The organism is Lactococcus sp. FSL W8-0209, from assembly GCF_038006585.1.
Taxonomy (GTDB): Bacteria; Bacillota; Bacilli; order Lactobacillales; family Streptococcaceae; genus Lactococcus; species Lactococcus lactis.
The window spans coordinates 1,619,439-1,631,688 of sequence record NZ_JBBOVN010000001.1; the positions used below are offsets into that span (position 1 = coordinate 1,619,439).

18 protein-coding genes, 1 tRNA gene and 2 pseudogenes are annotated in these 12,250 nt (G+C 34.3%); 2 read left to right on the forward strand and 19 right to left on the reverse strand.

Annotated features, from left to right (window positions below; all coding sequences use genetic code 11):
• Positions 1-336 precede the first annotated feature (336 nt).
• The 8 genes from MKX45_RS07935 to MKX45_RS07970 form a co-directional block, all read right to left on the reverse strand.
• Positions 337-397, reverse strand: a tRNA-OTHER gene (locus tag MKX45_RS07935).
• 1,115 nt (positions 398-1,512) lie between these two features.
• Positions 1,513-2,205, reverse strand: a complete 693-nt coding sequence (locus MKX45_RS07940) for a DUF3800 domain-containing protein (protein ID WP_340816991.1) — start codon at positions 2,203-2,205, stop codon at positions 1,513-1,515.
• Positions 2,206-2,310: 105 nt separating this feature from the next.
• Entirely contained in the window at positions 2,311-2,715 is a 405-nt protein-coding gene (gene arsC, locus MKX45_RS07945; protein WP_012897990.1) for an arsenate reductase (thioredoxin), read from the reverse strand.
• Between the two features lie 265 nt (positions 2,716-2,980).
• Complete coding sequence (locus tag MKX45_RS07950) at positions 2,981-3,838, reverse strand: GH25 family lysozyme (protein WP_340816992.1); 858 nt, start codon at positions 3,836-3,838, stop codon at positions 2,981-2,983.
• 1 nt (position 3,839) lies between these two features.
• Positions 3,840-4,292, reverse strand: coding sequence for a phage holin (locus tag MKX45_RS07955; protein WP_128268073.1), 453 nt, complete (start codon positions 4,290-4,292; stop codon positions 3,840-3,842).
• 1 nt (position 4,293) lies between these two features.
• A complete protein-coding gene (locus tag MKX45_RS07960; RefSeq protein ID WP_128268072.1) occupies positions 4,294-4,614 on the reverse strand; it encodes a hypothetical protein in 321 nt (106 codons plus the stop codon).
• A gap of 12 nt (positions 4,615-4,626) precedes the next feature.
• Positions 4,627-4,875, reverse strand: coding sequence for a hypothetical protein (locus tag MKX45_RS07965; RefSeq protein WP_075070451.1), 249 nt, complete (start codon positions 4,873-4,875; stop codon positions 4,627-4,629).
• Complete coding sequence (locus tag MKX45_RS07970) at positions 4,853-5,203, reverse strand: hypothetical protein (protein WP_340816993.1); 351 nt, start codon at positions 5,201-5,203, stop codon at positions 4,853-4,855. Before MKX45_RS07970 ends, MKX45_RS07965 begins: the two co-directional genes overlap by 23 nt.
• 109 nt (positions 5,204-5,312) lie before the next feature.
• Between MKX45_RS07970 and MKX45_RS07975 the strand changes: the two are divergent.
• A pseudogene (locus MKX45_RS07975) lies at positions 5,313-6,470 on the forward strand (IS3 family transposase).
• Positions 6,471-6,489: 19 nt separating this feature from the next.
• Here MKX45_RS07975 and MKX45_RS07980 read toward each other — a convergent pair.
• From MKX45_RS07980 to MKX45_RS07995, 4 genes and pseudogenes are all read right to left on the reverse strand, one after another.
• Positions 6,490-6,861, reverse strand: a pseudogene (locus MKX45_RS07980) (phage terminase small subunit P27 family); the annotation flags it as partial.
• A gap of 127 nt (positions 6,862-6,988) precedes the next feature.
• Positions 6,989-7,507, reverse strand: a complete 519-nt coding sequence (locus tag MKX45_RS07985; RefSeq protein WP_340817274.1) for an HNH endonuclease — start codon at positions 7,505-7,507, stop codon at positions 6,989-6,991.
• 301 nt (positions 7,508-7,808) lie between these two features.
• On the reverse strand, positions 7,809-8,210 hold the full coding sequence (locus tag MKX45_RS07990) for a DUF722 domain-containing protein (protein WP_058208106.1): 402 nt from the start codon (positions 8,208-8,210) through the stop codon (positions 7,809-7,811).
• 82 nt (positions 8,211-8,292) lie between these two features.
• The gene (locus MKX45_RS07995; protein WP_139008960.1) at positions 8,293-8,478 is read right to left on the reverse strand and encodes an XRE family transcriptional regulator; all 186 of its coding nucleotides are present in this window, start codon (positions 8,476-8,478) and stop codon (positions 8,293-8,295) included.
• 459 nt (positions 8,479-8,937) lie between these two features.
• Between MKX45_RS07995 and MKX45_RS08000 the strand changes: the two genes are divergently transcribed.
• Positions 8,938-9,147 carry a hypothetical protein gene (locus MKX45_RS08000; RefSeq protein ID WP_021722221.1) on the forward strand — a complete coding sequence of 70 codons (210 nt, stop codon included), beginning with the start codon at positions 8,938-8,940 and terminating at the stop codon, positions 9,145-9,147.
• A gap of 889 nt (positions 9,148-10,036) precedes the next feature.
• Here MKX45_RS08000 and MKX45_RS08005 read toward each other — a convergent pair.
• The 7 genes from MKX45_RS08005 to MKX45_RS08035 form a co-directional block, all read right to left on the reverse strand.
• Positions 10,037-10,204, reverse strand: coding sequence for a DUF1660 family phage protein (locus MKX45_RS08005; protein WP_081037482.1), 168 nt, complete (start codon positions 10,202-10,204; stop codon positions 10,037-10,039).
• Complete coding sequence (locus MKX45_RS08010; protein ID WP_128268185.1) at positions 10,201-10,419, reverse strand: hypothetical protein; 219 nt, start codon at positions 10,417-10,419, stop codon at positions 10,201-10,203. Before MKX45_RS08010 ends, MKX45_RS08005 begins: the two co-directional genes overlap by 4 nt.
• A gap of 46 nt (positions 10,420-10,465) precedes the next feature.
• The gene (locus MKX45_RS08015; RefSeq protein WP_171052499.1) at positions 10,466-10,639 is read right to left on the reverse strand and encodes a hypothetical protein; all 174 of its coding nucleotides are present in this window, start codon (positions 10,637-10,639) and stop codon (positions 10,466-10,468) included.
• A gap of 93 nt (positions 10,640-10,732) precedes the next feature.
• Complete coding sequence (locus tag MKX45_RS08020) at positions 10,733-11,005, reverse strand: hypothetical protein (protein WP_128268186.1); 273 nt, start codon at positions 11,003-11,005, stop codon at positions 10,733-10,735.
• A 4-nt stretch (positions 11,006-11,009) separates the two neighbouring features.
• Positions 11,010-11,429, reverse strand: a complete 420-nt coding sequence (gene dut / locus MKX45_RS08025; protein ID WP_021722227.1) for a dUTP diphosphatase — start codon at positions 11,427-11,429, stop codon at positions 11,010-11,012.
• On the reverse strand, positions 11,426-12,043 hold the full coding sequence (locus MKX45_RS08030) for a DUF1642 domain-containing protein (protein WP_288625335.1): 618 nt from the start codon (positions 12,041-12,043) through the stop codon (positions 11,426-11,428). Before MKX45_RS08030 ends, dut begins: the two co-directional genes overlap by 4 nt.
• A complete protein-coding gene (locus MKX45_RS08035; protein WP_010905356.1) occupies positions 12,036-12,242 on the reverse strand; it encodes a DUF1125 domain-containing protein in 207 nt (68 codons plus the stop codon). The genes MKX45_RS08030 and MKX45_RS08035 overlap by 8 nt, the downstream gene beginning before the upstream one ends.
• Between the last annotated feature and the right edge of the window lie 8 nt (positions 12,243-12,250).

The following is a 12,250-nucleotide window of genomic DNA, read 5'->3' on the forward strand; positions in this document are numbered from 1 at the left end:
TTAATATAGATTAGGATATTCTGATTAAAAAACTACTATTAATGTTTATACGCATATCACAGAATTCACTAAAGATAATATCGAAGATAAATTCTCTGCATACATCGACTTTTAACGAGCTAAAAAGCGCTAGTTTTTCTATACTTTTTTGGGTATGGTTCTGCTTTTTATCCGATTATATTGGATTAAGAAAAACAAAAATCACTCTATTGAGCGATTTCTAATACTATAGGATTCTATAAAATCCATTCAATGGAGGCGAGGGGAGTTTTTAAAACGCTATTATAAAAGAGTTAGCAAGATTTACCCCTCTTTTTTTCACTCTCCATTTATTTATGGTTCTTGCTGGACTCGAACCAGCGACCGAACGGTTAGCTACCAACTGAGCTAAAGAACCAAATAATAATCTGCAGCACATATCTTGGTTATTATATTAGATATATGTGGATGGAACTGCAGATTATCAAAGATACTGTAAAAGAAATTAATTTCTCATCCACTAAATATATTATAACATACTACTATAAATAATTGACAATTGTCTGAAAAATTGATAATATTTAAATTGTTAGTACTTCTTATTTTTTGCATAAACTAAACTTTTTCTGAATTTGTACTAACCCTCATCATCCTCTAGTTGGACTCCTTGAAGTCATCCAGCTAGAGCTTTTTTTATTTGAAAAAAGCCACTCCGAAGAGCAGCTTAATTTTAGAAATAGGATGAAATCCCACAATCATCCCGTCTACATTATAACACAATATCATTGACAATTGTTCATAAAATTGTTAATATTATAACAGTTAGTGCAAGTTAATCTAGTTTTATACTATACTATATTATTCATACCTTGCTCTAATCACGTTTCGGCACTGGCTTATGCTAGTGCTTTTTTGATATAAAAAATGCCTCATAAGGGGGAAGAGGCATTTAAGAAAAATTTTATAACGAACTTCTCATGGATGAAGAAAGCTCAAGGAAATAAAATATCAGGATGATTTATTATAGCGCTATCATTATTTTTTGTCAAGAAAAAAGCGCCCCAGTTAGGAGATGGACGCTTAGGATAAACTTATGAAAAGTTTTTTTGGAATAGTTATATTATAGCACTTAATTCTTAAATCAAACAAAAGAAAAATATGCCAATAACGCTTAGAGCATTTCTTTTGACAACGCTCTCTTTTATTGGTATTCTTAAACTATCAATTAAGAAGGAAACCCGAAATGGTTGGGAGAATATTTTTATTTAGTGGGTTCAATTCCCACCTCCTTCATTATTAAAATCATCCTACTAGTCCGCTGCTAGTAGGATTTTTTTGCAAAAGAAAAACGCCCCGGAGGGCGAGGGGTTATTTTATTAGAAAAAAAGAACCCGTAGGGCCCCCAAAAGAAAGCGACGTACTTTTCATACGCTTAATATCAACTATCGCTGGTTTCTTTTGTACTCAGTGTGATGAATAATATCACCTGCAAAATAATCTTATCATTAGTATACGAAATTGTCAAGAGTTTTGTCAAGGCATATGTAAACATTTATGATTGACAAATTCACGCAAGTTAGGCTTCTTTAATCTAAAAGAGTTCCAAATTCTATTGGCTAAAATATCACTTGCTTGTACCAATGGATATTTTGAAGAATCAACAAAAGTAACGTCACATTTAACCGATGAATTAAACAGCGGAGCATGCCTCTTATTATATTGAAAATTAGTTATTCCTACTTTTACTTCTTCGTATATAGTATCTCTTAATTTATAAAATCCATCTGTTGAAGTAGGTTGTTCATCAACAAAAATATGAAGAGCAACCGAACCATTAGGATTAATTTTTTGCTCAAAAATCAATTCTTTTAATTTTTCTTTAACTAACATTTTCAATACATAATCTTTATAACGGTGGATTGATTTTTTGTTATCTAAAATACTACTATAAACATGCTCGATGTCAACCGTTAAACCTACACTCTCTTCTTTTGCTAAAATTTGATATAGTCTATTTTTATTACGATTTGACAAGCCAAATGCTTTTATTTCCCCGTCGCTTTTTATTTCATCTCTTATTTTTTGACAAACTGCCCTGTATTTCCTTATGGCATCATCTTTTGATTCTTTTCCAATAAAAACATAACCAGCATAAACGAAGTATCTCTCTGGAGCATTTGGGTGAAGAACTCCCGAATCGTCAAAATAAAAATACACATGTTGCACAACTTATTCAGTCATTTCTTTGAATTTAATAAAGCTATTATATCATATTTTATCTTTACTTCTTGAATCTATAACAAAAAATACCCGCCGAGGCGGGGTTTAATTTTACACTTTTGTTAATTTTTCAACTCGCTCTTTTATTAAATCTCTAGTTTTTCTAAACTCTTCTAAAATTTCTTCATTTGTTCCTTTTGCTCGAGCTGGATCTTGTAAATCCCAATGTTCGTGGTTTACTCCTTTAGGAATCATTGGGCATTTATCTAATGCATCTCCACATAGAGTAATAATTAAATCACAACTATTAAAGTAATCTATATCAATAAGTTCAGATTTCTGTTGAGAAATATCAATATCTTCTTCTGCCATAACTTGTACAGCTCTTGGATTTAATCCATGAGTTTCTATACCTGCAGATTTCACTTCCCAATCTTTTAATAATTTATGTCCATATCCTTCCGCAATTTGTGAGCGGCAAGAGTTCCCAGTACAAAGAAAGTAAATTTTTCTCATAATATATTCCCTTACTAAATTTTCTTAATATATTATACCTTAATTTATGATTTACCATAACAAAAAAGCCCTGACCGGAGTCAGGGTTAACTTATTATTTGCTATTTAATTCAGCCAAGATAATCAGACCTACAACTATAATCAGCCATATCCACCAGTAGTCTAAAAATATTTTTACATTAGGCAACTCAATAATTCTTTGAAAAAATTCTTTAATTATATTTACCTCGTATTACTATACCCTGACCGAAGTCAGGGTTTTAATTTACACATTTTTACGATATAGTTTTTCCATCTGTGCTTGATATAGTGGAATAACTGGTGCTTTAGGGAATGCTTTTTGATAATTAGTCCACATCCCTGGGTCTGCAATCCATGAATACATACCAGCATTAATCATATAGATTCGTTTTGTATCAACTGTTTGAATAAAGTGCATTTCTTCTTCCTCATATTCTATTGTGTTATTTAAATTTGTTTCATTAGTGATTGATGAATTGTCTGCTCCACTTGGACTCGCAAGTGCTTTCCATTGATTGGCATTGATGTAAGCTAGATTTATATCAAGATTACCGTTCCAATTGGCAAGTGAGCCTGCTGAACTATACTGGTGGATAGCCGCTGAACTCCAAGCACCATATCCTTTCCCGTCAGTCCATGGTTCAGATTGATAACCTGTAGGGTTCATAGAAGCGTACTGCGCAACCCATAAAGGGTTAGTATTTGAAATCGTACTCCAGTTAAACTGGCGAGTAACCTCTGCTGACATGTAAATCATTGGATAAACGCCTGTTTTTTCTTTTACTCGGTTCAAAAATTGACGAGCGCCAACATTTCCCCATGCATTGATTGCACCAGCTTCAAAATCTAAAACAAGAACTGCTTTACCAATATAATCTTTGACAACGCTGATAAAGAAATCAGCTTCTGCGATTGGATTTCCTACACTGGCAAAATGGTAGAAACCCAGAAGTTTATTTGTTTGAATTACTTGTCCAGCTTGCTCTTCCCAAGTTGGATTTATATAGTTAGTTCCCTCTGTAGCCTTTATAATGACGAAATCTGAGGGAACAATTCCAGCGTTTAATTCTGCTTGATAGCTGGAAATGTCAATTCCGTTCATATCATTCTCCTTGTTCTGTTGGTTCTGATTTTTCTACTTCTTCAATAATTGGAAAAACAATGTCAGCCGCTTTCTGCGTTGCTTGAGCAACTTGACTAGTAGCTTCGACTGCTTTTTCAGTAACCTCTTTAACAGTTTTAACTGGGTCAGCAGTAAAATTCTTTTTCAATTGAGCCAAAGAAGCTTCAATTTGAGCTTCAATCTGTGCTGGATTCGTTTTGATTTTAAGATTCTTAGCTTCTTCTGTCACATAGTTAATGGCTTCAGATAACTTTTCAGGATTCTCATTGAAGTTTTTCTGTGCCCAACTTACCGCTTGATTAGCCAATTTGGCTAAAGCATCGATATTTTTTACATTGCTATGCTTTTTAGCTGCCTGTGAGATGAAGTAAGACACTACTGTTCCTACTAAAGTTAAAACACCGCTAAAGATTGTCATTAAATTTTGATCCATTTTATTTTTCCTCTTTTTCTTTTCTATATTTTTCATAAATACTATGGAGGTAATGATTTCCTCCCATTTCTTCGTATTCGTCAAAAATACTTCCAACAATTTGCAATCCATAATCTAAAGTTACGGCTTGCATAAATTCAATTCGCTTAATTTCTTGTCGCATAACTAGCATTTGCTCTTCTTGCGCCTTATCTCGCTCATCTTGCCTTTTATTAAGCTTTCGATAACCTAGAGCTACAATTCCACTTGCTGAAACGATAGCAGGCCAATAATTAATAATGTCTCTTATAAAATAGAGAGCATCATGAATTAGTACCTCCATAACCCCTGCTTTCTAATTTATTAAGTTGCTTTCAGAATACTTAACCGATAAGTCTTTAGCGACATCAATAGCCTCATCAAATACTTTCAGAGCATCATTTTTACCATCTTCTGATGAAAAAAATAATCCGGGATTATTGACATTGCAAGTTAAAATCATAGTTCCGTCTTCTTGTATTTCTGATGAAACGAATGCAGCTGGTAGCTCTCCTATTGTGATATTCGCTAAAATATTTCTACTATTTTTTTGTTGAATTGCCATACTTTATCTCTCTTTTATATATTTGATATGTGAATTGAAATGTATATTCTTGATTAGCTGCTGCAGAAAGAATTGTAACCCCTCCACTATTTTGTTGATTTAAACCGTTTATTTGTATATGTTTATCGTTTGCAACACTAGCAGACCAAGCTAATGCAGTACCCATAATGCTTGCAGCAGGACAATCTTTAAGCGGAATAGTTCCAATATAGATATTACCTATTGCACTTGTTTTAGCTCCTACTACTCGAATAGTTACTACTCTCCCATCTCTTCGATAAGCTGCATAACTTCCGATTGTTGTCCAAGAGACATCTACAAAATTCACTATACCTGTTGGTGTCACAGAAACATATGGTTGGAGCTATACTATAAAAGTGGACAGAAAATTGTGTGTTATAATCTGTCTATTAAGACACAAAAATGAAAGGACTTTTATGTCAGGTTTTAAACGTTACGACGAGGATTTCAAACAATCGCTCGTTAATCTCTATCAAACTGGTAAAACACAAACTGAACTCTGTAAAGATTATGGGGTATCTTCTTCTGCACTTGCAAAATGGATTAAGCAGTACTCTCAAGTGCGTCTTGAAGATAATACGGTGTTGACTGCTAAACAGATTCAAAAATTACAAAAAAGGAATGCCCAACTAGAGGAAGAAAATCTGATCTTAAAAAAAGCGAGTGCCATATTCATGCAAAACTCCAAGTAAGATTGAAAGCCATCTATAGACTCCGATTTGAACACACGACAGTTATGCTCTGTCGTGTTTTACATGTCAATCGTTCCACCTACTATAACTTCATAAACAAGAGGCCTTCGAAGCGTGAAGTAGAAAATCAACGCTTGAGAAAATTACTTCTTGAAATCTATATGAAAGCCAAGAAAAGAATCGGAACAAGAGCTTTTAAAATTATTCTCCTGCGTGATTATGGCGTCAATATTTCTGAAGGGCGTATCTTAAGACTTCTCAAGTCTATGACACTCCCTAAAATGTCAACCATTAAACCTCGTTTTTATTCAAACAAATCGCCCGAATTTTCTTCTGATAATCTACTGAAACAAGAATTTAACCCGAACTCCCCAAATCAAGTGTGGACAACTGACTTCACTTATATTTCTATAGGACCTAAACGACATATTTATCTCTGTGCTATTCTTGACCTCTACTCAAGGAAATGTATTGCGTGGAAAGTAAGTGATCGAATTGATGCCAAACTCGCCTGTGATACCTTAGAGATAGCTATAAAGAAAAGAAAACCTAAAGAACCAATCATTTTTCATTCTGATCAAGGCAGTCAATTTAAGTCAGCTTCCTTTAGAAAGCTATTAGATGAGCATCAATTGCTTGCTTCTTACTCCAAGCCTGGATATCCTTATGATAATGCCGTGACTGAGGTCTTTTTCAAGTATCTTAAACAACGAGAAATTAATCGCAGAACTTATCACTCCATTCAAGAAGTTCAACTCTCTTGCTTTGAATACATCGAACAATTTTATAACAATTATAATCCTCATTCCGCCAACAATGGTTTAACTCCAAATCAGAAAGAAGAAAATTATTTTAAGAAAATATAGCTCATTTTGTGTCTAAATATTTGACATTAGTCCAATTTTGGAGATAAACCTAACTCAGAACCAATTTTTGTAAGATTTTTTATTGCATCTGAGTAAATTTGAGTCATTGGATTACGTTTGAAACCTTGAAATTGTCTGTCAATAATTTCACCAGTCATATCTTGAACTGGTTTATAAATTTCTTGAACCTCACCATGTTTTTTTAGATGTTCATATGAATTTCTATAAATTTCATACTGAGTACAGTACATTTCAACTAAAAACGAATCAATCTTATCAACTGGCTTTTGTTCCTCAAGAAAGGGAACAGTTTTACGCCAACAAGCACTTGCGAGAGGAGAAAGGTGCTTAGGTGCACGATAGGACAACTTCCCGTCATTACTGTCTTTGAACTTCTTAGCTGTCATTTTTTCTCCTTTCTTTTAGTATTTTGACCCCCCCTATATAAAAATTTTCAAAATTTGGTTTTGATATAAGATGAGACCTATGTGTGTGCTTTCCCTGTGAAAAGATAGGGGGGAGGGTTGTTAAAAATTATCGTTCATTTTTTTGAAAATCAGGGACATCTTTTACATTTTTTATGGGGATTACATTTTTAATTTGATTTCCGTAACCAGTTCCATAATAAATTTGTTCCCACTTAGTTTTCCTTGTGTGGCATTTGCTACAACAGAAAGCCAAGTTATCCATGACGGTCTTACCATTCAAGTCAAACTCAACAGGCACGATGTGGTCCACAATCTTACCAGTTCTTACTCTGTTATGTGCTTTACAGTACTGACAAAGGAAGTTATCTCTACGTCTTACTACATCACGTATAGACTTCCATTGCTTGCTTTGATAGAACTTATTCTGCTCTACTTTAATGTCGCTATACTCACGCTTGCGCTTATTATAGTCCTTATATCTTTTAGTATTATCAGTACGATTAGCCCATCGCTCTCTGCTTGCTTGATATGCTGCTTCTTTATCAGCATGCTTAGTACAATAGTGTAGTGGTCTAATAACCATAGCGTGGCAGTTAGTCTCACGACAACGTCCAGTCATTGGCAAGATAGCATCTCCTCTCATCAACATTAAAAGGCTGCCCATTGGACAACCTGTAATAAAATATAATAGCAAGACGAGGAGTCGAACCTCGCAAAGATATTATATCTAATATCCGCCACTCACTTGCTACGCTGGTTTTATCGTCCAGCAACGTCTCGCTACGTAAAGTAGCCACTAATTATGAAGTGTATCCAACCGAACTAATTGTATTTGTTTGCTTTCGCTGATAACTTCATGCTACCATTATCGCACATTGTTTCGTGCAATAAACGTGCAAATTATGTGCAAAAAACGTGCAAGCAAATCACTTCAAAGTTTCAGCCCATAACCCACTTCTCAAAGTATTTTTAAATGATATATACTGTTTCCTCGCAACACTCTCTTCTAAGCAAACTCTGATAGCCACGTTATGCCAAGACATTCTGTGCTTAAATCTAGCAATAATAATATCCTTTGCAATTGTTCCATGTATAACTTCCATTAATTCATCAAGCGTTTGTTTCTGGTCATTAAGTCTACCAAGTTCTTTGTCAGCTTCTTTAATCAAATAGTTGCGCTCTTGTGGTGCAGTGTTTGAGCTGCTTCCACCACTTCCGATTCTTTCCTCATGTTTCTCACGAGTGATCCAGCGTTCTCTTGAATTAATTTTAACTTGAAGCATTCCAGTCATGTAGTCACTTAATAACAAATCTAATCTATCCGCCATTTAAAAGATTCCTCCGTCTGTGGTATAATAGTATTAGATACAATCATGCCGAAGCCCATTGCCGTGGGCTTTTTATGTTTAATTAATCAACTAACCATTCAAGCAATTTAATATAAGTTGATTGTTTAATTTCGCAAGAACCTTCCTCTAAATTTTTTAATGTATGGCTACCTATTTTTAATATTTTACAAAGCTCACCGCGATTCAGTTTTAAATCAGAACGTTTATATCTAAGTTTTTGAGATAACTCTTCTGTCCATTGCTTCATTTTTCTCCTCCAGTTGAGTTTAGCGAGTTCCTAGCTCAGTATGATATAATATGTGTGACCACAAAATAAAATAAAAAAGTGTTATTTTTTACATGCGAAGCTCGAACTTGGTCAACTCGGGCTTTTTTGTTATAACTTATTTTTATTATGATATAATGTAGTAGACCTAAATTTTAAGAATAAAATTTAAACCTAGAACATATAACTCGAGCCTGGTCAGTTCGGGCTTTTTTTGTTATAGTTAAAGATTTTTTAATAAATCAAATTTTATAGTTATCAATTAATCAGTGGTATAATGAATGTGACCATTCAATAGTAACTAATAATTTTTACAACAATCGCTCAAGCTTGGTCAGCTTGGGCTTTTTATTATCTCCCTTATTCAAGTCATATTCCTTGTGCTAGACTAATAAAAGTTTTAAAATAATAGAATATAACTATTTGAAGGAGGATTTAATCATGAGTTATGTTGTAAATAAAACTGGCGACTTTAGCGGTTATCATGAAGTACACAAAGGTGCTTGCCCCAATCGTCCGACAGTCACTGATTCGTATCTTATTAATAAACAATTTGAAAATGACCTTGATGCCATGGAATATGTTAAAGAAATATATCCATCACTCCAGGTTAGACCTTGTTTATCTTGCATGGACACATCCTCACGTTAATTTTTGTTAATCCCCCGAAGCCCTTATCTATGATTTGGGCTTTTTTTGTGCTTAATTATCAACTTCTTTGAAAAAACTTTCAAAATCTAACCATTTATTATCCATCAAATGACCAATTTTTGAAACCTTAGTTCCAAGTACGTTATCCTCAACTCGAATATACTGCCCTTTGAGTTGTTCCCACGTTTCAACACCAACAACATCTAAAATTTTAGGGATAAGTTCTGCTCCTTTTCTAGCTATAACCCTTTTCCCATCAATTGGCTCATCAAGTGCATATCCACCTACACTTACACCAAATCCGCCACCTTTTAATGTTAGATATACTGTGAAAATTCCATGATCTTCATATCCTAAGTGCGTATTTACTATTTCATAATTTTAAAATTCCATTCTCCACCTCAATCCATATGTTTATCAAGCCATTTTTCTTTTAGCTTCTCTGATAACTCCTTTAGAGTGATCTTTGGGTTTGATGATTCCCTTAGTTCTTTTATTCTGTTTTTTTTCACTTATAGCCTCCTTAATTTAGATGTGATATAATATAACTGACCAAAAATAAACATCCGTAATATTGTTCTTTTATTTTGCTCGAACTTGGTCAATTCGGGCTTTTTTATTATCTTTTGTTAACAATAGTTGTTTTATAATAGTGTTATAATAAAATCGGATAAAATATAACTAGCGAATTTAAAATAACTATCCATGTCTCGACTGGCCAACCGAGACTTTTTTGTTGCCATTTGTTAACGACAAAATAATGTTAATAGTGCTACAATAATCTTGGTCAAATTAATCTAGATTTTCGATTTATTTTACATTAAATTAGAACTCGGCCAGTTCATACTTAACTCTTGCTATTTGTTGTCTAGCAGGAGTTTTTTTGTGTTCAATCCATGTGTTTATCAAGCCATTTAACATATGTATCAGGCTCTGATTCGTTATATTTATATAGCAATCCGCAACGCTCACAGTGATGCTTTCCATATGGCAATAGAAGCAATTTTTTATCTTCAAACGTCCACTTATGCCCGAACAGCTTACACAAAAGTTTCATTTAACTATCCTCATACCAGTATTCGTCTGGCTTTCTCGTACAAATCCATTTCGCTTTAAATCAACAATAAAATCAGTCCCAAAGTTGTATCCTAAATTTAAAGCAAGTTTTCCTAGATAGTTGTCAAATTCGTGTTCTTCTGTCAAAAAATCATCACATAAAGTCTGTTCATCACTTGATTCTAGCCAATCTGCAACATCGTTTCTTATTTTCATTCAATCCCTCCCCACCAGTCATTGACCAGCGATATTAGTTTGTCGGTCATTCTGAGACGTCGCTTTTCGCAACATCAAGAAATTCAATCTGACTAATTCGTACTTCTGACATTTTTCCATTGATTTCTACAATAGCAATAGGATAAGCAACAGTTCCTGCTTTAAAACCACCAGCTATTAATGAATCTCCATGAGTATGCGAATGCTGAAATAATTCCATAAAAGTTCCCTGAACCTGCTTTTTATTACTAAAAGTTACTAATCAGGGTCTTGTTTCTAATTCAATTTTCATCCCTCCACCACTTTCACTAAATCATTCATCATCCCCTCCAATCGCTGCGAGTGCTTTTTCTAAATCAGGCAAAATCCAGTCTGTTTGAATAGTTCCTAAATGCCCGTCATGTTTAATCGTTCCAATAACATGCTCGATATACTTTTTCGCAGTGTTAAGCTGTTCTTGTAGTTTTTCAACCGAAAGTTTGTCAGTGTCTGAAGAGCATTCATCACATACAATAAATTCTCCTACTGGAAGCCATTCGGGTTCGATTGGTTTATCACAGCCATAACATCTTGTTTGCTTCATCATTTTTTCACACCTCCCCAGTGCTACCAAATCCGCCTGTGCGCTCTCCGTTTGCGTTGTCATCGTCTGTTGTAAGGTATTTGACAAATACACCTTGCATAATTCGTTGTCCTTTAGCAATCGTTACAGGCTCTTTTGAGATATTCATAAACAAGCCTTTGAATTCATTAGGATAATAATCTGAATCGATAATTCCTACTGAATTAATCAATGCAATGCCACGCTTAACTGGATTGCTTGAGCGGTCATATAATTTCAGTACTTCGTCATGTCCGAGTTGAACAGCTAGACCTGTACTTACCATTTTTATTTCATCAGGTTGAATCGTAACTGTTTCGCTTGCTGAAATATCATAACCTGCGCTGTGTTTTGTCGCTCTTTCTGGAAGTGTCGCATTTTTATTTAGTTTTACAAATTGTCTTTTCATTCTCCGTCCTCCACAGGCACAAGCTCATAGCTCCCAGTTTCCATGCTGTCTATTTCGGATTGGGTGAATTTGTAATGCATGTGTTTTTTGTCGTAATCGTTTGAATAATGAGGAGTGATTTCATACTCGTTATTTCCTGTTTTGCGCAAATAATATCCCGTATTCTTCTCACGCAAATAGAACAGCTGCGGTTTTTCGACTGTGTAGCCGTTCCATAATTCCAGAATAGTTTCATGAGTTTGATTGGTAGCCCAGGCATAAAGATGTTCGCCTTGCTCTTGAGAGATAATACCTGCATTAGTTAGATATTCTTCAAGATAATAATTATCGCCTTCTACAGATTTCAGCAAATATGCAATCCTATCAGCTTTAGACAATTCAGTTTCATCGCCACTTACAAACTCCCCCACACACTCAGGCACGACTGGCAGGGATTGCTGTGGCTTTGCGTTACTTAGTTGACTTTCAAGATAATCAATATATTCATCTCGTTCATGAATACAATCATAAGCCTGTCTGTTATTATCGGTGTAAAATTCCACAGCTTTGCTTAGTGCTGGTTTAATACTATTTCCGCTGATATGGCTAGTTGGTCTTTTCATTTCTTTAGTCATTTTTCGTGTCCTCCAATATTGCGATTAGTTCGCTACCATTTTTTATTTTGATAATTTTTATTTTTCTGTAAAGGAAACCGCAACTGAAAGCTTCAATATCATTACCACATTCAAATTGGACTATGATTCGATTTTTTTCAGTTTTTAAAATAACTGTCATTCCTTCTTCAATTACTTTTAGTAAACTTTCAACTGTCATTTTCCACC